This is a genomic window from Micromonospora sp. RP3T, assembly GCF_003027925.1.
Lineage (GTDB): Bacteria > Actinomycetota > Actinomycetes > Mycobacteriales > Micromonosporaceae > Micromonospora.
Map to the genome: position 1 here is coordinate 1 of NZ_PYPS01000048.1, position 19,759 is coordinate 19,759.

Below are 19,759 nucleotides of genomic sequence, written 5' to 3' on the forward strand. Positions count from 1 at the left end.
TGGTGGGGGTGGGGGTAACGATCATGTAACGGGCGCGAACCTTTTCGTGGGGGTGGAGGGTCTTCCTGGTCATCGGCTCACCCGGGCCAGGGAAGGACGTCGGATGAAGCTGGTGTGGAGGCGGGCGGTCGAGGCCCGCGGGCTGCTGCTCGCCGCCGCGGTCGCGGCGCTCGTCGCGGTCGGGCTGGTCACCGGGCTCTCCGACTACAACCGGCGGGCGGTCGAGGCGGGTGCCCGGGCGGTGCTCGACGCCGCCCCGCCCGAGGAACGCAGCCTGCTGGTCAGCGGCTCCGGCGGCGCCGACGCGGCGGCGTTCGCGGAGCGGGACCGTGCGGTCCGGGCGCAGTTCGCCGGCCGGTTGGGCGGGGTGCCGGTCACCGTGGCCGCCGCCCGCTACGGCACCGGGCGGGAGCTGACCGGCGACGTGGGCGCCGCCCGCACCGACGACGACCCGATGTTCGCCAACCTCGCCACCCTTGACGACCTGCCGGCGCGCGCCGAGCTGACCGCCGGGACGTGGCCCACGCCCGGCACCGCTCCGTTGCAGGTGACGGTGCCGGAGAAGGTGGCCGCGCGGCTCGGCCTGGTGGTCGGGGAGCGGGTGCCGCTGTTCGACCGGGCGGCGGAACGGCCGGGCGCGGTGATCGTCGTCGGCACGTGGCGGCCCCGCGACGCGGCCGACGCGTACTGGCGGCTCGCCCCGGGCGTCGGCGACAGCCAGGGCGACGCGGCGAGCACCTCGTACGGGCCGTTCGCGCTGGATCCGGCGGACTTCGCGGGTACCTTCCCGGGCTCGGTCTCGGCGGCCTGGTTGGCCGTCCCGGACCTGACCGGCGTCGAGCCGGGCCGGCTGCCCGCCGTCACCGCCGCGCTGGCCGACGTCACGGAGCGGCTGCCCACGGCCACCGGCCTGGGTTCCTCCGCGCAGCAGGTCAGCCACCTGGACCGGCTGGTGGACCGGCTCGGCCGGGCCGACCTGGTGGGCCGGTCCGCCCTGCTCACCCCGCTGCTGCTGATCGTGGTGCTCGGCGGGTACGCGCTGGTGCTGGTCGCCGCGCTGCTCAACGAGGACCGGCGGGCCCAGACCGCGCTGCTGCGGGCCCGGGGCGCCGCGCGTGGCCAGCTCGCCGGGTTCGCCGTACGCGAGGCGACGCTCGTGGTGGCGCCGGCCGTGCTGCTGGCCCCGGTGCTGACCGGGCAGGCGGTCCGGCACCTCGGCGCGGACCTGGGGCTGGCCGACGGCGGCCTGGCCCGGGGCTGGCTGGTGGCGCTCGCCGCCGCGGTCGGTTGCCTGCTCGCCATGGTGGTGCCGGCCCTGCGTCGGGCCGGCACCTACGTCGCCGACATGGCCGCCCGCTCCCGGCCGAGTCGGGGTGCGGCCGTGCAACGCGCCAGCGTCGACGTGGCGCTGGTGGCGCTGGCCGTGCTCGCCTGGACCCAGCTGCGGCAGTATTCCTCGCCGCTGGCCGGCGCGAACGGCGGCCTCGGCATCGACCCGCTGCTCGCCGCCGCGCCCACCATCGGCGTGCTGGCCGGCGCCGTGATCGCGCTGCGGCTGCTGCCGCCGGCCACCCGGCTCGCCGAACGGCTCGTCGACAGGCGACCGTGGAACGCGACCATGTTCGGCATGTGGCAGGCGGGCCGCCGCCCGCACGCCGGGCCGGTGCTGCTGCTCGCGCTCGCCGTCGGCGGCAGCACGCTGGCCTGGTCGCTGGTGGCCTCCTGGGAACGGTCGCAGCGGGACCAGGCCTGGCACACGGTCGGCACCGACCTGCGGTTGACCGAACGCGACGGCACCGCCCCCGACGGCCGGACGGCCGCGCTGGCCGCCGTACCCGGGCTGGACCGGGTGCTGCCGGCCTGGCGGGACGACATCCGGGTCGGTCGGGAGTCCCGCCCGGCCACCGCCGTCGCGTTGGACGCCGCCGCCGCGCGCGGAATGCTCCGGCTCGACGACGCCGACGGCGGGGCGTCCACCGCCGCGCTGCTGGATCGGCTGGCGGGTGGCCGGGGCACGCCCGCCGGGACCCTCCTGCCGGCGGCGGCGCGCACGCTGTCCGGGACCGTCAGCACCCCGGTCGACACCAGGTACACGCCGCCCACGGTGGCCGTGACCGCGCTGTTCACCACCGACGCCGGTGCCGCCTGGCGGCTGCGGCTGGCCGAGGCCGACGGCGACGGCCGGCCGGTGCGCTTCTCCGTCGCGCTGCCCGACACCGGTGGTGTGCCGCTGCGGCTGGTCGGCTTCGAGGCCGACGGCGGCGACGTGGTCGGCCGCTCCTACCGGCTGCTGGTGGCGGGGCTGCGGCTCACCGACGCCGGGGGCGTCGCGCTGCCGCTGCCCCTCACCGGCGCCTGGCAGGTGGTCGATCCGGCGACCGGGCCGCAGGGCGGCGCGCAGACCACCCCGACCACGGTGGACGCGACCCGGAGCTTCCGGGTGCCCGACGGCCTCCTGCAGTACGCGGGCACGCCGCCGTCCCGTTTCGCGGTGGTGCCCCGGTCCGACGCCCCGCCGGTGCCGGTGCTGATCACCCCGGGCGTGGCGGCGGCGCTGAGCGTACGCACCGGTGACTCGCTCAAACTGTCGCTGGCCGAGGTGACGCTGGACGTCACAGTGGTCGGTCAGGTCGCCGCGGTCCCCGGCACCGAGGGCGACGGGGTGCTCCTCGATCTGCCCGCCGCCGCCGAGCAGATGCTCCAGCAGCGCGGCGGCGTACGGTCGGTGGCCGAGTGGTGGCTGCGGACCGGGCCGGGCGGGCACACCGCCGCCGCGCGGGCGCTCACCGGGGCCGACGGCACCATCCTGCACGACCGGCGACAGGTGGCCGACGAGGCCGCCCGGGACCCGTACTGGCGGGGGGCCCGCACCGGGCTGCTCGCCGCCGCGCTCGGGTCGGTGCTGCTGGCCCTGGTCGGCCTGGCCGTGGACGGGTGGGCCACCACCCGACGCCGGCTCACCGAGTTCGCCGTGTTCACCACGCTCGGCGCGACCAGCCGGTTGCTGGCCCGCGCCTACCTGGCCGAGCAGACGTTCCTGGCCGCGATCGGGGTCGGCGTCGGGCTGCTGGTCGGGGCCGTGGTGGCGGCGACCATGGTGCCGCTGGTGATCCTCACCCCGGCGGCCGGCCGGCCGGTGCCCGAGGCGGTCTTCACGGTGCCCTGGCCGCCGGTCGGGCTGACCGCCGCCGGGCTGCTGCTCGCCGCGCTCGCGTTCGCCGCCGTCGTCACCACCGGCATCCGCCAGCGGATCGCCGCGGTTCAGCTCCGGATCGGGGGAGAGCAATGAGGTCAGGCGCCGTCGGGCGGGTCCGGGCGTACGGGGGGCAGTTCCTGCTGCTCGCCGTGCTGACCGCGGTGACCGCGCTGCTGATCACCGGCGTGCCGCGGGTCGCCGACCGGCTCACCGGCCAGGGGCTCACCGAGTACGTGGCCGGGCAGCCGGCCGCCCGGCGCGACGTCACGTACGCCACCGCGCCGACCACGTTCACGACCGGCGACCAGTTCGCCACGCAGGCGGCCCAGCTCGCCGCGATCGAGGACCGGATGCCGGACGCGGTCCGGGACGTCATCGGGCAACGCTGGTACGCCGCGCAGACCGTGCCTGGTCGGCTGCGCGGCCCGACGCTCTCCACCGACAAGGGGCTGATCGACCTCGTCCTGCGCGGCGGCACCGGGCTGCGCGAGGCGGCCACGCTGACCGGCGGGCGGTGGCCGGAACGCGGCGTCACCGAGGCCGGCGCGATCGAGGTGGCGCTCGCCGACCCGGTGGCCGCCGGGCTCGGCGTCCGCCCCGGTGACCGGTTCCGCCTGTCGCTGCTCAGTCCGGACGGCAGCCCGCCCACGTCCCGCCCGGTCGAGTTGGTCGGAGTGTGGCGGCCGAACGACCCGGGCAACGGCGTCTGGGACGCCCTGCCGTCGATGCTGCGCCTCACCCCGCCCGAGGGGGACGGTGACCCGTTCGTGGCCGTCGCCTACACCGGCGACGCCGGCATCGACGCCACCGTCGCCGCCGGCTGGCCGGTCGCCTTCGGCTGGCGGTACCGGATCGCCCCGGACCGGCTCGCCGCCGGCCGGCTCGACGCGCTGATCGCCGGCGTCGACGAGCTGGAACGGACCCGGCCCGCCTCGGTCACGCTGACCCAGGGCGTGGACGTTCCGCTGCGCCGCTTCGCCGCCTCGCTCGCCGCCGCCCGTACGCTGCTGGCGGTCATCGCCGCCGGCCTGCTCGCCACGCTGGCCGGGCTCGCCCTGCTGGCCGCCCGGCTCGCCGCGAGTCGCCGCCGCGCCGAGTTCCACCTGGTCCGGGCGCGCGGCGGCTCGACCGGCGACGTGCTGCGTCGCGGCCTGGCCGAGTCCGCCCTGGTGCTGCCGGCGGCGGCCGGGATCGGCTGGCTGCTCGCCGGCCTGCTGCCCGGCGCCGGCGCGTCGGCGCGCTGGGTGCTGGTCGCCGCGGTGCTGGCCACCCTGCTTCCGCCGCTGGCGGCGCTCGCGGTGGGCCGTCGGGTCGCCGGTCGCGCCGACCTCGGCGGCCGGTCGCCGGCGCTGCGGCTGACCGTCGAGGTGACGGTGCTCGGGATCGCCGTGCTCGGGGCGTTCCTGCTGCGTCGGCGGGGGCTCACGCCGGGATCGGTGGATCCGCTGCTGGTCTCCGTGCCGGTGCTGCTGGCGGTGGCCGCGGCGTTGCTGGCGCTGCGCGCGTACCCGTGGCCGTTGCGGCTGCTCAGCCGCGTGACGGCGCGGGCGCGCGGCAGCGTCGCGTTCCTCGGCACCGCCCGCGCCGGCCGGGCCGCCAGCACCGGACCGCTGGTCGTGGTGGTGCTGGCGGTCGCCACCGCCGCGTTCTGCGGGGTGGTGGCGACCGGCATCGAGGCCGGCCGGGACACCGCCGCCGCCCGCGCCGTCCCCGGCGACCTGCTGGTCGACGGCGAGCGGTTCGCGCCGGACACCGCCGGTGAGTTGGCCGCGCTGCCCGGCGTCCGCGCGGTGGCTCCGCTGCTGGCGGTGCGGGCCCAGCGCCCGTACGCCGACCGGGCCGGCCGGCCGGCCCCGATCCGGGAGCTGCGGGTGCTGATGGTCGACGGCGACCGGTTCGCCGAGGTGGCCCGACGCGCCGGCGTACCCGTGCGCGTGCCCGGCCCGCTGCTCGGCGGCGGCGACGGCGGTGCCCCGCTGCCGGCGCTGGTGTCCCCGACGGTCGCCGCGGAGCTGGCCGACGCCGGGCTCGCGGACGCCGAGGGACGCCGTCCCGCCTGGCTGGACGTGCAGGGCAACCGGCTGCCGTTGCGCGTCGCCGCCACCGTCGACGGGTTCGCGCTCGTCGACCGCGAGGCGACCCGGTTCGTGGTGCTGCCCTGGCCGAGCCTGCCGGCGGACGCCCCGCACCCGCTCGCCCCCACCGGCTTCGTGCTGGCCGGGCCCGGCGCGGACCGGGCCGCGGTGAACCGGGTGGCGGCCGAGGGGCAGCGCCGCTACCTGCGGATCGGGACGGTGGAGACCGGCGACCGGGCCCGCCCGCCGCAGGTGACCAGCCGCGCCGACGTCCGCGCCGAGCTGGGCGGCAGCGGTGTGAACGGGCTGCTGGTGTTCGGGTTCGTGCTCGGCGCCGGCGGCGGCGCGGTGCTGGGCCTGCTCGGGCTCGCGTTCGCGGTGCTCGCCGGCGCCCGGTCCCGGGGACAGGTGCTGTCCCGGCTGCGCACCATGGGCCTGTCCCGACAGCAGTGGCGCGGCCTGTTGCTGGTCGAGCTGACGCCGCTGGTGCTGGTGTCGGTGCTCACCGGGGCGGTGGTCGGCGCGCTGCTGCCACTGCTGCTCACCCCGGTGCTCGGACTGCCCGCGTTCACCGGCGGGGTGACCGTGCGTCCGGCGTTCGAACCCGGCCTGGTGGCCGGGGTGTCCGCCCTGGCCCTGCTGGCCCTCGGCTTCGCGATCACCGTGGAGGCCGTGAACAACCGCCGGATGCGCCTCGGCGAGGTGCTGCGGCTCGGAGAGGAGAGCTGAGATGACCGCGACCGCCTCCGGCTCGGCGCGTCCGGCGCCGCGCCACGATCCCGGACCGCCGCCGGCCGTGCCGGACCTGGCCACCCTGCAACAGCGTGCCGCGGCGCGCGCCGCCGAACGGGCCGGCGGACGGGACCGGCTGCGCGGGCACATCGTCTGCGACGGGCTGGTGCGCATCTTCCAGACCGAGGGCGTCGAGGTGGTCGCCCTCCAGGGCCTCGACCTGGTCATCGACCGCGGCGAGCTGGTCGCGATCGTGGGCGCCTCCGGCTCCGGCAAGTCCACCCTGCTCAACATCCTGTCCGGGTTGGACACCCCGACCGCCGGTATCGCCCGGGTGGCCGAGTACGACCTGCTCGCCCTGTCGAACCGGAAGCGGCTGGCGTACCGGCGGGAGATGGTCGGCTTCATCTGGCAGCAGACCGGCCGCAACCTGCTGCCGTACCTGACCGCGGTGGAGAACGTGGAGTTGCCGATGCGCCTGGCCCGGCGGTCCGGCGGCCGGCGGGACCGGCGGGAGCGGGCCCGCCGGCTGCTCGACCTGGTCGGGGTCGGCCACTGCGCGGACCGCCGGCCGGGTCAGATGAGCGGCGGCGAGCAGCAGCGGTGCGCGGTGGCCGTGGCGGTGGCGAACGACCCGGAGATCCTCTTCGCCGACGAGCCGACCGGCGAGCTGGACGAGGCGACCGGCGCGGAGGTCTTCGCCGCGCTGCGCACCATCAACGCCGAGCTGGGGGTGACCATCGTGGTGGTCACCCACGACCACGCCGTGTCCGGCCAGGTCCGCCGGACCGTCGCCATCCGCGACGGCCGGACCGCCTCCGAGGTACGCCGGACCGCGCGGGTCACCGCCGACGGCGGCACCGAGCTGGTCAGCGAGGAGTACGCGGTGCTCGACCGGACCGGCCGGATGCAGTTGCCGGCGCCGTTCGTGGAGGCGCTGGCCCTGCGCGACCGGGTCCGGCTGGACCTGGAACCCGACCACGTCGAGGTCCGCCCCGGCGACCGGACGCACGCCGAGGAGAACGAGCGATGACCGACCAGGCCGTGGTGCTGCCGGCGACACCGGTCGAGGACGTGGTGCGGGTCGAGGGGGTGAGCCGTACGTTCGGCCGGGGGGAGCACGCCGTGCACGCCGTACGGGACGTCTCGCTCACCGCCGGCCGGGGGGAACTGGTCGCCGTGCGCGGCCGGTCCGGGGCCGGCAAGACCACGCTGCTGAACCTGATCGGTGGGCTGGACCGGCCGGACGCCGGCCGGATCGAGGTGGCCGGGCACGACGTGACGTCGGCGGGGGAACGGGAGCTGCTGGCGCTGCGCCGGGGCACTGTCGGTTTCGTCTTCCAGACGTTCGGTCTGGTGCCGATCCTGTCCGCGGCGGAGAACGTCGGGGTGCCGCTGCGGCTGGCCAAGGTGCCGGCGGCGGAGCGGGAGCAGCGGGTGGCGGTGCTGCTGGAACTGGTCGGGCTGGGCGCGCACGCGGCGCAGCGCCCGTACGAGTTGTCCGGCGGCCAGCAGCAGCGGGTGGCGGTGGCCCGGGCGTTGGCGAACGAGCCGGACCTGCTCATCGCCGACGAGCCGACCGGTCAGCTCGATTCCGAGACCGGCCGCTCGATCATGGACCTGATCCGTGCCGTGGTGCACGCCCGAGGCATGACCGCGCTTGTCGCCACGCACGATCCGGCGCTGATCGAGCTGGCCGACCGGACCCTGGTGCTACGCGACGGCCACTTGGTAACCGACTGACCCCACTCCCGACACCCTCACCCCCCCCTGTCGCGCCCTGATTCACGGAAAGCGTGGTCATTCGGGCCGGGATGACCACGCTTTCCGTGAATCAGGGCGCGAAGGTGTGGGGTGGGGGTGGGGTGCGGCGATGGTGGTAGGACCAGGTGACGGCCAGCAGCAGGGGGCCCCAGAGCAGCAGCGGGGCGTAACAGCCGACCAGGAGCGCGAAGCCACCGGCCGGCACCCCCAGGTCGTTGCCGTGCACCAGCGCGCCCCACATCGCGTACCCCCAGATCAGAGTGAGCGCGACGGCGCCGGCGGTGGCGGCGGTGACCGCGAACGGCGGCGGCACCCGCCGGCCACCGAGCCACGGGAGCCGGCGGGGGAACACCTCGCCCCACGGGCGGACCAGGCCCAGCGCGAGCAGTGCCAGTCCTTCCGAGACGAGGCTGAGCGCGACGATGTAGACGCTCTCGCCGAAGCCGGGCCGGATCGGGACGCCGGCCACCACGGCGCCGATCGGCAGACCGGCCACCAGCGCGACCCGCCACAACCCGGACGGGAGCACGACGAGCGGGATCAGGTGGGCGGCGCGGACCGCCCATCGTGGCGGCGGGCGGCCGTCGTACGGGTGGGCCGCGGGCGGGGACAGCGTGTCGGCGGGCATCGGGCCTCCTCGGCGGTGGATGCCTCCAGCCTGGTCGGCGGCCGGGCGCGCGGCCTCCCCCGCCGGCGTGAGCCGGGACCCCCTACAGGGCCAGCTTCATCCCCTCGTGGCTGGCCACGAAGCCCAGGTCGCGGTAGAAGCGGTGGGCGTCGGCGCGTTGCTTGTCGGTGGTGAGCTGCACCAGCGCGCAGCCCCGCTCGCGGGCCCGGTCGATCGCCCAGCGCATCATCGTCCGGCCCAATCCCCGGCCGCGCCGGTCGGCGCGGACCCGCACGGCTTCGATCAGCGCACGCTCCGCGCCGTGCCGGCCCAGCCCCGGGATGTACGTGAGCTGGAAGCAGCCGACCAGCTCACCGCCGTCGTCGGCGACGATCAGATGGTTGCGCGGGTCGGCGTCCAGATCGGCGAACGCCCGCTCGTACGCCGCGTCGACCTCGGGCCGGTCGCGGGTGCGGCCCAGCACGTCGTCGGCGAGCAGGGCCAGCACGTCGGGCAGGTCGGCGCGGACCGCCTCCCGGAAGATCACCTCGGTCATCCGACCAGCCTGGCACAACGGCGGGTGGCGATGGCCGGGCAGCATGACGCCATGGACCTTGTGCTGCTGCCGTTCCGCTGGATCTACCGAGGGCTGGTCTGGTTCGCCAACTCGCCCCGGACGCTGATCACCTCGTACCTGTTGATGATCGTGGTGGCCGGCGTGCTCTACAGCCAGGCCGAGCAGAAAGGCGCCGCCGACTCGGTCTGGTGGGCGGTGGTGACCGCGTCCACGGTCGGGTACGGCGACATCTCCCCGACCACGTTCGCCGGCCGGTTCCTCGCCGCGCTGCTCATCTCCACCATGGTGCTGCTGGTGATCCCGCTGATCACCGCGCACTTCGCCAGCCGGCTGATCGTCGACGACGACGCCTTCGAGCACGCCGAGCAGGAGGAGTTGAAGGCCGACGTCCGGCGGCTGCGGGCGCTGGTGGAGGAGATGGCCGCCCGGCAGGGCGTCGTGCTGCCCGAGGCGCCCCGCCCGACGCCCGAGACCGGGCCCGGCGGGCCCCGGGTCCGGCGCCGTCGCCGGTGAGGCCGGTGGGTCAGCACCCGTCCAGCCAGCTCCGCAGCGCCCACCACCAATGCACGGTCTCCGGCACCGTGCACCGGGCGCCCTCCTCGACCGGCGGCCCGCCGGTCACCTCCCGGAGCCGGCGCAGCCGGTACCGCACCGTGTTGGGGTGCACGTGCAACGCCGCCGCGGTCTGGTCCAGCCGCTGGCCGTGATCCAGCCAGGCGAGCGCCGTGGCCGCCAGTTCCCGGTGGAACTCGTCGGCCGGGTCGAGCGCGCCGAGCAACGCGCCCCGCAGCAGCTCGGCCAGCGCCGGCTGGGCGGCCAGCGCGGTCTCCCCGGCCAGGTCCGTCACCCGACGCAGGCCGCGCAGCCGGCGACGGGTCGCGGTGCGCAGCGCCGCCAGGCAGAGCGCGTACATGGTCGGGGCCCGCTCCAGCGGTTGCGCGGGCGCCACCAGCGCCAGCAGCCCGGCCGGGGCGGCGTCGGGCAGCCGGGGGAGCAGGCCGGCCAGCCGGTCCTCGACGGTGCCGACCAGGCCGCCGTGCCGGGTGAGCTGCCGGTGCAGGGTGTCCGACCGCACCGGGTCGGGATGCGCGGTGACCAGGCAGTGGTAGCGCCCGTCCGGTCGTAACCCGAAGCGGGCCAGTTCGGTCGGGGCCGCGCCGGCCGGACCGTCGAGCAGCAGCCGGCGCAGCAGTCGCGCCCGGACCGCCGCGCCGGTGCCGGCCAGTTCCCGCTCGGCGGCGCGGTGCCCGTCCACCACCGCCCGCTCCACCGCGGCGGCGTACCGGCCGATGACGAGCAGCCCCTCCAGCAGCACCTGGTCCGGGATGCCGGCGGCCCGGCCGTGCCGGACCACCAGCTCCACCGCCCGGTCCCGGCCGGCCTGCACGCCGCGCAGCAGGCCGGCGACGGAGATGCCCTGCGCCGCCCGGTCGGCACCCAACCGGCGGGCCTCGGTGAAGTCCCGCCCGGCCGGATCCTCGTGCCGTTCCAGCGCGCCGAGCCCGCTGGTCAGCAGCAGGACCACCTGCCGGCGGACCTCGCCGACCGGCAGGCGGGCCACCTCCGGGGAGTCCGCGCGGGCGGCCCGGGCCACCTCCGCCACGGCGGCGGCGTCGCCGGCCAGGCCGCGCAGCAGCGCGCCGAACGTGGGGGCGTCTCCGGTCCGGGTCATCGGCGCCCGCTTCCCGTTGTCGTCGCGGCACAACCGGGCCGGTCGGGCGTTGGCGTCCGGTTCCTAGCCGCCGTGGCCGGCCGGTTGCTCTCCTGGTTGTTACCGCAAGGTAACACTGATCGAGCCACCGAGAAACGTCGATGTCCCACCGGCTGTCAGGAGGCGTCCATGACCCCCGTGCCACCCCGCCCGTCCCGATCCCGCCGTCGCGTCGGCCTCGCCGCGCTGGCCGCGCTCGCGCTGGCCCTGCCGACGCCGCTGGCCGCCACGCCCACGCCCGCCGCCGCGGCCGTCGCGCTCCAGGAGGTGATGTTCGTCGGCAACAACTGGGACGGCACCGCCGACGTCATCCGCTCCCGTGGCGACTACGCGAAGCTCGGCCGGATCGACGTGATCCCGGACCGGGCCGCGCGGCTGCGCGAGATCTACCTCAACCCGATCAAGCTGGCCTACTTCCTCGGCATCCGGCAGGGGCCGGGGGAAGGACACGACCAGTTCGTCGACGACATGTACACCACGCCGGACGGCACCGCGCTCGTCGCGTCCCGGCCCAGCTTCGCCGACGTGGTCTCGATCGACCTGGCCACCGGCGCGATCCGCTGGCGGTTCCCGGTCTCCGGCTACCGCGCCGACCACATGGCCGTGTCGCCGGACGGCACCCGGGTCGCGGTCTCCGCCTCCACCTCGAACACGGTGCACGTGCTGGACATCCGCACCGGAGCGCAACTCGGCTCGTTCGGCACCGGCGACAAGCCGCACGAGAACATCTTCACCCGCGACAATCGACTGTGGAACATGTCGATCGGCGAGGTCAACACCGACCTGGACGCGCCCTGGCTCGACTGGACCAAGGGCGACCGCCGGATCACCGTCGCCGACGCCACCACCTACCAGGTGGTCAAGGTGATCGACATGCGGGAGCGGCTGGACGCCGCCGGCCGCCGCGACCTCTCCGACGCGGTCCGCCCGGCGGTGTTCACCCCGGACGGCAGCCGGCTCTACTTCCAGGTGTCCTTCTTCAACGGCCTGGTCGAGTACGACGTGTCCGCCGACCGGATCACCCGCGTCGCCACGCTGCCGAAGAACCCGGCCACCAGCGAGGACCGCACCACCTGGGTGAACGATTCCCGGCACCACGGGCTGTCGGTCAGCCCGGACGGCTCGCGGCTCTGCGTCGCCGGCACGATGGACGACTACGCGACGGTGGTGGACCGGGCCACGCTGCTGCCGGGGACGCTGGTGCCGGCCAGCAAGCCGTACTGGGCCACGGTCAGCGGGGACGGCCGGGACTGCGTGATCTCCGAATCCGGCGCCGACCAGGTCACCGCCATCAACTTCGCCACCGGGCAGAAGGTGGCCAGTGTCGGAGTCGGCGACCACCCGCAGCGGGTCCGCATCGGGCACCTGCCGGCCGACTGGACGCCCCCGACCGCCGGCTGACCGGCCGCCGCACCGTCACCGGGCGGGGCAGCGCAGCCCCTCCCGGGGGACGGTGAGCGAGATCAGGTACGCGTCGACGGCCGCGTTCACGCACGCGGTCTGCGGGTACGCGGTGTGCCCCTCGCCCTCCCAGGTGAGCACCCGGCCGACGCCCAGCATCGAGGCCAGCGCCCCGGTCTGCTCGTACGGCGTGGCCGGGTCGCCGGTGGTGCCGACCACCAGGATCGGCGGCGCACCGACCGCCCGCCCGGTCGGGTACGGGTCCCGCGCGCCCGGCCACTCCACACAGCCGAGCATCCCCACCGCCAACGCCGGGCCGAACAGCGGATATTTCTGCCGCCACTGCGACTGCAACGACCGGACCTGCTCCCGGGTCGGCTTCTCGGTCTCGTCGGCGCAGTTCACCGCCAGGTTGGCGTCGAACAGGTTGGAGTAGCGCCCGTCGTCCTCGCGACCGGCGTACGCGTCGGCGAGCTTGAACACGCCCGCCGGGTCGCCGCCCTGGAGGTCGTCGATCGCGCGGGCCAGCTCCTGCCAGCCCTGCTCGGTGTAGAGCGACGAGATCACCGCGTAGAAGACCCAGCCGGCGGTGGCCTCCCGGCCGCCCGCGCCGCGGACCGGGGAGGCGTTGGCCTTGTCGATCGCGGTGGTGACCGCGCCGCGGGCGTCCGGCGCGATCGGGCAGCGGCCGGCGTTCGCCGCGCACCACGCGGAGAAGTTGTCGAACGCCCGCTCGAAGCCCTTGGCCTGGCTCTCCGAGCCGGCGACGAGCTGCTGCCGGGGGTCGACCGCGCCGTCGAGCACCAGCGCGCGCACCCGCTGCGGGTAGAGCTGGGCGTAGGTCGCGCCGAGCAGCGTGCCGTAGGAGTAGCCGAGGTAGCTCAGCTTCTCGTCGCCGACCGCCGCGCGCACCGCGTCCATGTCCCGCGCGGCCTGCTCGGTGCCGTAGAGCGGGAGCTGGTCGCCGTACTTCGCGCCGCACCGCTGACCGATGCGCCGGTTGAGGTCGACGAAGCCGTCGAACGACGCCTGGCTCTCCGGGTCGGGGTCGTAGCCGAAACTGGCGTCCAGGTCGGCATCCGGAATGCACTTCACCGGGCTGGACCGGGCCACCCCGCGCGGGTCGAAGCCGACGATGTCGAACCGTTCGGTGACCGCCGTCGGCAGCCCGCCGAACGTCGGGCCGAAGGAGAGGTAGACGGCGGTGTCCACGCCGGACGCCCCGGGCCCGCCCGGATTGACCACCAGCGACCCGATCCGGTCGCGCTGCTTGGTGGAACGGGCCCGGATCAGCGCGATCTCGAACGTCTCGCCGGTGCCCGGCCCGGCCGTCGCGCCGGTGGCCGCCCCGGCGCCCCAGTTGCGGGGCACCGCGATCCGGGCGCACTCGTAGCGCATGTCGGGCGCGCCCCGACCGACCAGCTCGCCCGGCACCTCGGGGCAGGCCCGCCAGGTGGGCGCGCTGCCCGGCGGGGCCGCCTCGACCGCGCCCCCGCTCTCGGCGCGCGGCGCGAACGCCGGCAGCGTGCAACCGGCGGTGAGCACCAGCGCCGCGACGAACGCGGCCAGCGCGGGCCGGACCCGGCGGGGCCGGTCGGGGAGACGGGTCACGTGGACGCCTTCCATGATCGGGTCGACCGCCAGGCTACGCCCGGCCGCCGGTGTCGCTCACCGTCGCCGCCGGATCGCCACGCAGCACCTCGTCGACGTCGTAGCGGATCGGGCGGTCCAGCTGGCCGTAGCCGCACGAGCGGGGATCCCGGTCGGGACGCCAGCGGAGGAACCGGGCGGTGTGCCGCAGCCGGTCGCCCTCCATCGCGTCGTAGGCGACCTCGACCACCAGCTCGGGGCGCAACGGCTCCCACTCCAGGTTCTTGCCACCGGTCCACCGGCTCACCCCACCCGGGATGCGCTGGCCCCGCTCGTGGTCGCCGTGCGCCCACGGGTGCTCGTCACCGACCTCGCGGTAGGGCTCCAGCTCGTCGAGCAGCTCCTTGCGCCGGGCCATGGTGAACGAGGAGCTGACGCCGATGTGGTGCAGCACCCCCTCGTCGTCGTAGAGCCCCAGCAGCAGCGAGCCGACCACCGGGCCGGACTTGTGCCAGCGGAAGCCGGCCACCACCGCGTCCGCCGTGCGGGCGTGCTTGACCTTGAACATCAACCGCTTGCCCGGCTCGTACGGCAGGTCGGCCGGCTTGACGATGAGCCCGTCCAGGCCGGCGCCCTCGAACACCTCGAACCAGCGCCGGGCCGTCGCCGGGTCGGTGGTCACCTGCGTCACGTGCACCGGCGGCCGGACCCCGGCCAGGGCCTGCTCCAGCCGCTCCCGGCGCTGCGGGTAGGGCCGGTCGGTGAGCAGCTCGTCGTCGAGCGCCAGCAGGTCGAACGCGACGAAGTCGGCGGGCGTGGTCTCGGCCAGCATGGCCACCCGGGACTTGGCCGGATGGATCCGCTGGGCCAGCAGCTCGAAGTCGAGCCGCGGCTGCCCGTCGGGACCGTCCCGGCGGATCACGATCAGCTCGCCGTCGATCGCGCACCGGCGCGGGAGCTGGCGGCGTGCCTGCTCGACCACCTCGGGGAAGTAGCGGGTCATCGACTTGCCGCCGCGACTGGCCAGCTCGACCTCGTCGCCGTCGCGGAAGACGATGCAGCGGAAGCCGTCCCACTTCGGCTCGTAGGTCAGGCCGGGATCGGTGGGCAGTTCGGCGAGGCTCTTGGCGAGCATCGGCTCGACCGGCGGGTTGATCGGCAGGTCCACGGCGACCAGTCAACCAGACCCCGCCGACACCCGTGAGGCATCTCACCGCCGCCCCGGGTGCGGCGTGTCCCGCCGCGAGCCCTTCGTCACCCGCGACCGGATGGTGAAACCGCAGGTCAGAGCTACCGTCGCGGCGTGCCGGAGTGGAGCTGCGGATGCTGCGGTCGCTGGCGGGTCAGCGTGGAACTGGTCCGGGGGCGGTACCGCTACCGCCTCGTGCACCGCTACCCGGCCGAGCACGGCGGCGGCGCGAACGTCGTCGGCGAGGTGGGCTCCGTGGCCGAGCTGGAGCGACTGCTCCGGCGGTACGCGCCGGTCGGCCTGGCCGACCTCCGCGAGGCCGCCTGACCTGCCTGGAACCGGCCCTCAGCCGGCGCTGACCTTCTCCAGGACCGCCAACCGGTTGCCGTTCTCGTCCGGCCGGTGTGCCACCACCCGGTAGCCGCGCCGGGCGTACAGGCCCAGGTTGTCAGCGCTCTGCGCGCCGGTGAACAACGCGAACCGCGTCACCCGGCCGGCGCAGGCGTGCTCCACCGCGGCCAGCAGCCGCCCGCCGATGCCGCGTCCCTGCTGGTCCGGGGCGACCGCGAGGCGGCCGACGTGGGCGGTGTCGCCGTCGAGGCGGGCCCGCACCGAGCCGACCAGGCGGGCTCCGCGGCGGGCGGCGAGCACCACGACCGGGCCGGCCAGCGCCGCCCGGACCTCGTCCAGCGTCTCGGTCAGCGGGGGCAGGAACACGTCCCGGTACCGCTGCGCCTCCACCAGGTACGCGGCACGCTGCACGGTGAGGATCTCACCGGCGTCCGCGACGACGGCGGGGGCGATGGTCACGTCGTCGGTCACCGGGTCAGCTCACCACATCCGCCCCGGGCGGTCGTACCCTGGCTGGTGTCCCCGCGCGAGGAGGTGGCCGACGTGCCCGAGTTGACGTACCCCGAGGTGGGCGCGACCCGCGACGGTGGCCGGCCGGCCGGCTACCACCACCTGCGCCACCGGGTCCGGCTGCCGGACGGCGCGTTTCCGGTCGCGGCGGACGCGGTGCTCGGCTGGCGGCTGCACCGCGCCGCCGGCGTGGTGATGCGCGCCGACGCGCCGCGTGCCGCGCCCGGGGTGCGGGTCACGCCGGGGCTGGGCGTCGGCCCGGCGCGGATCTGGGGACCGACCGAGGTGGTCTGGGCCGTGGACGAGCCGGACCGGGCCGGCTTCGGCTACGGCACGCTGCCCGGGCACCCGGAGATCGGCGAGGAGGCGTTCCTGGTCACCCGCGACGCGGACGGGACCTGGTTCGAGGTGACCGCGTTCAGCCGGCCGGCCCACTGGTACGTGCGTGCCGCCGGGCCGGTCACCCGGGGCTTCCAGCTCGGGTACGCGTGGTGGCTGGGGCGGACGCTGCGTCGGCTCTGCGCCGGCCGGTGACCGCTCAGTAGCGGGCGAACGAGCGGATCGGGGCGCGCGGGCCGTACTTCGGCGCCTGCACGCCGGCCGCCTCCAGCAGCACGCACACCCGCCCCCGGTGGCCCCGGAACGGCTCCAGCAGCGCCAGCATCCGGGCGTCGTCGCCGCGCGGCTCCCCGGCCAACGCCCAGGCCACCGTGTTCGGCACGTGGTAGTCGCCGACGCTGACCGCGTCCGGGTCCCCGTACGCGATCCGGACCACCTCGGCGGCGGTCCACGGCCCGATGCCGGGGATCGCGGTGAGCCGGCGGGTCGCCTCCGCGGCGTCCGCGCAGCGTTCCAGCCGGTCCGCGACGGCGGCGGCGCGGCGCAGCGTGTCGGCCCGCCGCTGCTCCACCCCGAACGGGTGGAACACCCAGTACGGCGTGGCGGCCACCGCGTCCGGCGTCGGCGGCAGCAGCAGCGGTTGCAGCGGTCCCGGCGCCGGCTCGCGGAAGTGCCGCACGGTCGCCGCGTACGCCCGGTACGCCTCCTTGCCGGTGACCTTCTGCTCGAAGACGGCCCGCAGCAGCCGGGGGAACACCTGGCCGGTGGCCGGCATCCGCAATCCGTGGTGCTGCTGGGCCAGCCGGGCCACCAGCGGGTGCGTGGCGGCCAGCGCGGCGAAGCCGGTCAGGTCGTCGGCCAGCCCGGCCACCCGGTCGGCGCGGTCGACCACCCACGCCGCGCCCGGGCCGTACCCCTCGGCGACCAGCTCGCCGGCCTCGGGGCGCAGCGCCAGCGTGGCCGGACCGTCCGGGGTGCGGGTGGCCCACCAGAAGCTGCCGGCGGCGATCCGCGCGCAGGGGTCGTACGGGCTGAAGGTCAACGCCCGCACCGAGGCGGCCAGCCGGTAGCCGGCCGGGGGGCGCAGCGTACGGCGGGCGGCGGGCGAGGTCACCCCGCCACTCTGCCACGCGGCTGCGCCGTGACGACGGACACCGCCGCGCACCCTGGGGCGCGCGGCGGTGGGGTCGGTGCCGGGAGGCGGGGCGATGCCGGTACGCCCCGCCTCCCGGGTCCACGACGGTGACCGGCCGCGCCCTCCCCGGCGGCGGCCGGTCACCGTGTCCGGTGCGGTCAGTACGAGTAGTCCGAGCCGCCGCCCGAGTCGCCGGAGCCACCCGACGCCGGCGGGGCGACCGGCTTCGGGGTGCCGGTCGGCAGGCAGGTCAGGTTCTTCTTGCCGTTCGGGTCCACGACGAACCAGGTGCCGCCGACGCCCTGGCCCTTCCACTGGCCCGGCTTCTTGTCCCCGATGTAGCGGTAGACCGGCCAGTCCCCGATGGTGATCTGCCGGGTGCCGTCCTGCCGGGTGACGGTGCCGACCTTGTCGTCGGAGACGCCCTGGAGCTGCGGGTTGCCGTCGGTCAGCGCCGGCGGCCAGACCTCGGCGCACTTGTCCACGCAGTTGGACTGCGCCGGGCTCGACGAGTCCTTGTCGAACCGGTACAGCACCCAGCCGTCCTGGTCGGTGACGACCTTGCCCATCCGGGGCAGCTTCTTGCCGACCAGCTCGTCGGTGAGTTTCACGTCCGACGGGGGCGCCTGGTCGGCGGCGGGCGCCTCCGGGGAGGCCGACGCCTCCGGCTCGGCCGCCGCGGTGGGTTCGGCCGCGGCGACGGCGACCGGCTCCGCCGCGCTCGAGTTCGCCCCGTCGTAGCCTGCGGGGGCGCAGGCCGTAAGTGCGACCATCGCGCTCGCGACGATGACGGTCGTCCGCATGTGGTGTGCCACGTGCCCTCCTCGTTCTTGGCAGTTCGCCGGGTAGTACGGGCGACGGTGCTGTCAAGGTTGAAGTCAAAAGGGTGGGCCATTTCACAGTGGACGGATTGAACCGATCCGGTCCGTGGCCCGTGCGCCACCACGACGGGACGGAACGGTCCGGAAACGACACGACGGCGCCGGACGGCCGTGGCCGCCCGGCGCCGTCGGCGCGGTGGGTTCAGAGGTCGGAGACGGTCACCAACGGGCTCGCCACGCCGTTGACGTCAACGGACTGCACCTGAACCTTCTCGATGTCGGCCAGCGGCGCCGAGGTCGACGCGCTCAGCTCCAGCGCGAGTGGGTTCTGGTTGGTGCCGTAGCCGCCGCCCGGCACCGACCAGGTGCCCACCACCTCGCTCGTGGCGTTCTTGCGCACCACCACCAGCCGGCAGGTGCGCGGCCCGGGCAGCCGGCTGAGCTGCACGGCGATCTGCGTGCCGTACTCCTTCTTCGCCAGCCACATCGTGGTAGTCACGCCGGTGCCCGGATCGGTGGCGTTGTGCTCGTCGCCCTCGATGTCCTTCTCGCCGCCGACACCCGGCCGGTTCGGGTCGGTCGGCTCGCTGCTCGGCGCCGCGGTCGGCACGCTCTGCGTCGGCTCGGCCTGCGGCACCGGCGGCGCGTCGTCGCCCAGGAACCCGGCCGCGACGCCGCTCAGGCCGCCGAACACCACCACGGCCGCCGCGGTGGCCAGCAACTGCCGCACCCGGGTCCGCCGCCGGTCCCGGCGTACCGCCACCAGCGTCCGGTCCAGCAGCGCCGGATCGGTGTGGGTCTGCTCCAACGCGGCCATCGCCTCGCCGTCGATGCCGGAGAGCAGCCCCACCACCGGGACCATCGTCTCCAGCTCCGCCGCGCACGCCCAGCAGGTGGCCAGGTGCTCCTCGAACCGTTCCATGTCCTGCGGATCCAGCACGCCGAGCGCGTACGCGGCGACGTCCATGTGGTCGGCCCGGCTCATTCCGTCACCCCCCTCTCCTGCAGAGCCGTGCGCAGCGCGCGCAGCGCGTAGTAGACCCGGGACTTCGCGGTGCCCAGCGGCAGGCCCAGCTCCTCCGCCGCCTCCGGCACGGTACGACCCCGGAAGTACGTCGCCACCAGGATCTCCCGGTGCGACTGGCTGAGCGTACGCAGCGCGTCCGCGACCGTCATCGTGCGCAGCACCCGGTCGGTGCTGTCCGACTCGGCGAACGCGGTCAGGTCCCGGTCGTACGTCTCCGCCGGGCGGGCCTGTTCGCTGCGGTGCTCGTCGATGGCGATCCGCCGGGCCACCGTGACCAGCCAGGGGCGCAGCGAGCCCTGACCACCCTGCACCCCGAGGCGGTGCGCGTTGCGCCAGGCCCGCAGCAGCGTCTCCTGCACGATGTCCTCGGCGCGCTGCCGGTCCCCGCCGGTCAGTCGCATCACGAACATCAGCAGCGGGCCGGCGTGCTCCGCGTAGAGCAGCCGGATCAACTGGTCGGAGTGGCTGGCCTCGGCGGAGGTCGCCTGGTGGCGTCCGGGGGCGGGTCGAGGCGGCACCGGGTCATTCTGGCGATCGGCGGGACGTGCGTCGACCCCCCGACCCGAACGCGACGCGCGGGAGTGTGGCTGCGCCCGGGCGAACATCCACTCGGGCCGCGCCACCTCGCCGTGCCAGCCGGCCGCCACCGCATGCATGCAGACCTCCGGTGTCCAATGACATCAGCCGGCCCCCCACGGGCATGGCCGCACGGTGATACGCAGCGCCCCGCCGAT

The 19,759-nt window shown here is 75.8% G+C and carries 18 protein-coding genes; 8 read left to right on the plus strand and 10 right to left on the minus strand.

Features of this window, described 5'->3' with window-relative positions; all coding sequences use genetic code 11:
• Window positions 1–103 precede the first annotated feature (103 nt).
• Genes C8054_RS28300 through C8054_RS28315 form a run of 4 tightly spaced genes read left to right on the plus strand, consistent with a single transcriptional unit; the run spans window position 104 to window position 7,746 of the window.
• The gene (locus C8054_RS28300; protein WP_107162209.1) at window positions 104–3,289 is read left to right on the plus strand and encodes an FtsX-like permease family protein; all 3,186 of its coding nucleotides are present in this window, start codon (window positions 104–106) and stop codon (window positions 3,287–3,289) included.
• Entirely contained in the window at window positions 3,286–6,000 is a 2,715-nt protein-coding gene (locus C8054_RS28305) for an FtsX-like permease family protein (protein ID WP_107162210.1), read from the plus strand. Before C8054_RS28300 ends, C8054_RS28305 begins: the two co-directional genes overlap by 4 nt.
• Window position 6,001: 1 nt before the next feature.
• Entirely contained in the window at window positions 6,002–7,036 is a 1,035-nt protein-coding gene (locus C8054_RS28310) for an ABC transporter ATP-binding protein (RefSeq protein WP_107162211.1), read from the plus strand.
• A complete protein-coding gene (locus C8054_RS28315; protein WP_107162212.1) occupies window positions 7,033–7,746 on the plus strand; it encodes an ABC transporter ATP-binding protein in 714 nt (237 codons plus the stop codon). The genes C8054_RS28310 and C8054_RS28315 overlap by 4 nt, the downstream gene beginning before the upstream one ends.
• Window positions 7,747–7,837: 91 nt before the next feature.
• Here C8054_RS28315 and C8054_RS28320 read toward each other — a convergent pair whose 3' ends face one another.
• Together C8054_RS28320 and C8054_RS28325 are read right to left on the minus strand one after the other, a co-directional pair.
• Window positions 7,838–8,395, minus strand: coding sequence for a hypothetical protein (locus C8054_RS28320; protein ID WP_107162213.1), 558 nt, complete (start codon window positions 8,393–8,395; stop codon window positions 7,838–7,840).
• A gap of 82 nt (window positions 8,396–8,477) precedes the next feature.
• Entirely contained in the window at window positions 8,478–8,930 is a 453-nt protein-coding gene (locus C8054_RS28325; protein WP_107162214.1) for a GNAT family N-acetyltransferase, read from the minus strand.
• 51 nt (window positions 8,931–8,981) lie between these two features.
• Here C8054_RS28325 and C8054_RS28330 point away from each other — a divergent pair, with 51 nt between their 5' ends.
• Window positions 8,982–9,464: a potassium channel family protein gene (locus tag C8054_RS28330; protein ID WP_107162215.1), complete on the plus strand. Its 483-nt coding sequence runs from the start codon at window positions 8,982–8,984 to the stop codon at window positions 9,462–9,464.
• A 10-nt stretch (window positions 9,465–9,474) separates the two neighbouring features.
• Here C8054_RS28330 and C8054_RS28335 read toward each other — a convergent pair whose 3' ends face one another.
• On the minus strand, window positions 9,475–10,623 hold the full coding sequence (locus tag C8054_RS28335; protein WP_107162216.1) for a helix-turn-helix domain-containing protein: 1,149 nt from the start codon (window positions 10,621–10,623) through the stop codon (window positions 9,475–9,477).
• Window positions 10,624–10,791: 168 nt separating this feature from the next.
• Between C8054_RS28335 and C8054_RS28340 the strand changes: the two genes are divergently transcribed.
• The gene (locus tag C8054_RS28340) at window positions 10,792–12,063 is read left to right on the plus strand and encodes a YncE family protein (protein ID WP_107162217.1); all 1,272 of its coding nucleotides are present in this window, start codon (window positions 10,792–10,794) and stop codon (window positions 12,061–12,063) included.
• A 15-nt stretch (window positions 12,064–12,078) separates the two neighbouring features.
• Here the strand turns inward: C8054_RS28340 and C8054_RS28345 are convergent, their stop codons facing one another.
• Together C8054_RS28345 and C8054_RS28350 are read right to left on the minus strand one after the other, a co-directional pair.
• The gene (locus C8054_RS28345) at window positions 12,079–13,674 is read right to left on the minus strand and encodes an alpha/beta hydrolase (protein WP_107162245.1); all 1,596 of its coding nucleotides are present in this window, start codon (window positions 13,672–13,674) and stop codon (window positions 12,079–12,081) included.
• Between the two features lie 34 nt (window positions 13,675–13,708).
• On the minus strand, window positions 13,709–14,821 hold the full coding sequence (locus tag C8054_RS28350; RefSeq protein ID WP_107162218.1) for an ATP-dependent DNA ligase: 1,113 nt from the start codon (window positions 14,819–14,821) through the stop codon (window positions 13,709–13,711).
• Between the two features lie 135 nt (window positions 14,822–14,956).
• Here C8054_RS28350 and C8054_RS28355 point away from each other — a divergent pair, with 135 nt between their 5' ends.
• Window positions 14,957–15,169: a hypothetical protein gene (locus tag C8054_RS28355; protein ID WP_107162219.1), complete on the plus strand. Its 213-nt coding sequence runs from the start codon at window positions 14,957–14,959 to the stop codon at window positions 15,167–15,169.
• 18 nt (window positions 15,170–15,187) lie between these two features.
• Here C8054_RS28355 and C8054_RS28360 read toward each other — a convergent pair whose 3' ends face one another.
• The gene (locus C8054_RS28360; RefSeq protein ID WP_107162220.1) at window positions 15,188–15,664 is read right to left on the minus strand and encodes a GNAT family N-acetyltransferase; all 477 of its coding nucleotides are present in this window, start codon (window positions 15,662–15,664) and stop codon (window positions 15,188–15,190) included.
• A 45-nt stretch (window positions 15,665–15,709) separates the two neighbouring features.
• On the opposite strand from C8054_RS28360, the gene C8054_RS28365 reads away from it, so the two are divergent.
• Entirely contained in the window at window positions 15,710–16,237 is a 528-nt protein-coding gene (locus tag C8054_RS28365) for a DUF1990 family protein (RefSeq protein WP_233220224.1), read from the plus strand.
• A gap of 4 nt (window positions 16,238–16,241) precedes the next feature.
• Here the strand turns inward: C8054_RS28365 and C8054_RS28370 are convergent, their stop codons facing one another.
• The 4 genes from C8054_RS28370 to C8054_RS28385 form a co-directional block, all read right to left on the minus strand.
• Entirely contained in the window at window positions 16,242–17,156 is a 915-nt protein-coding gene (locus tag C8054_RS28370) for a DNA-3-methyladenine glycosylase (protein ID WP_107162221.1), read from the minus strand.
• A gap of 179 nt (window positions 17,157–17,335) precedes the next feature.
• The gene (locus tag C8054_RS28375; RefSeq protein WP_107162222.1) at window positions 17,336–17,992 is read right to left on the minus strand and encodes a hypothetical protein; all 657 of its coding nucleotides are present in this window, start codon (window positions 17,990–17,992) and stop codon (window positions 17,336–17,338) included.
• A gap of 208 nt (window positions 17,993–18,200) precedes the next feature.
• On the minus strand, window positions 18,201–18,983 hold the full coding sequence (locus tag C8054_RS28380; protein WP_107162223.1) for an anti-sigma factor: 783 nt from the start codon (window positions 18,981–18,983) through the stop codon (window positions 18,201–18,203).
• Window positions 18,980–19,681 carry a sigma-70 family RNA polymerase sigma factor gene (locus C8054_RS28385; RefSeq protein WP_107162224.1) on the minus strand — a complete coding sequence of 234 codons (702 nt, stop codon included), beginning with the start codon at window positions 19,679–19,681 and terminating at the stop codon, window positions 18,980–18,982. The genes C8054_RS28380 and C8054_RS28385 overlap by 4 nt, the downstream gene beginning before the upstream one ends.
• Window positions 19,682–19,759: the final 78 nt, after the last annotated feature.